The sequence below is a fragment of the Flavobacterium sp. FlaQc-30 genome, assembly GCF_044005885.1.
In the GTDB taxonomy this organism is placed as follows: domain Bacteria; phylum Bacteroidota; class Bacteroidia; order Flavobacteriales; family Flavobacteriaceae; genus Flavobacterium.
Genome location: NZ_JBIPCO010000055.1, coordinates 1 through 243 on the forward strand (window position 1 = coordinate 1; position 243 = coordinate 243).

1 pseudogene is annotated in these 243 nt (G+C 43.2%); it reads right to left on the reverse strand.

Going from position 1 to position 243, the window contains the following annotated elements:
- Positions 1 to 243 (reverse strand): annotated as a pseudogene (locus ACHRV0_RS21715) (hypothetical protein); the annotation flags it as partial.

The window sequence follows — 243 nt, forward strand, 5'->3', positions numbered from 1 at the left end:
GACCTGTTGTAATTGGCGTTACATCGGTATTTGATGCTGTAACAGCTGCTCCGTTTAAGGTATCATTGCTTGTTACTGTTCCAACTGTTACGGCTGCTGTACTGCTTGGCACTGCGCTGTAATTGTCGTTTTGAGCATCTAATGTTCCTTTTACAACTACAGTAGCTGTAGCTGTATCACAGTTTGAAGGATTGGCTCCTACTTCACATAATTGGTACGTGATGCTGTAGCTTCCTGATACTG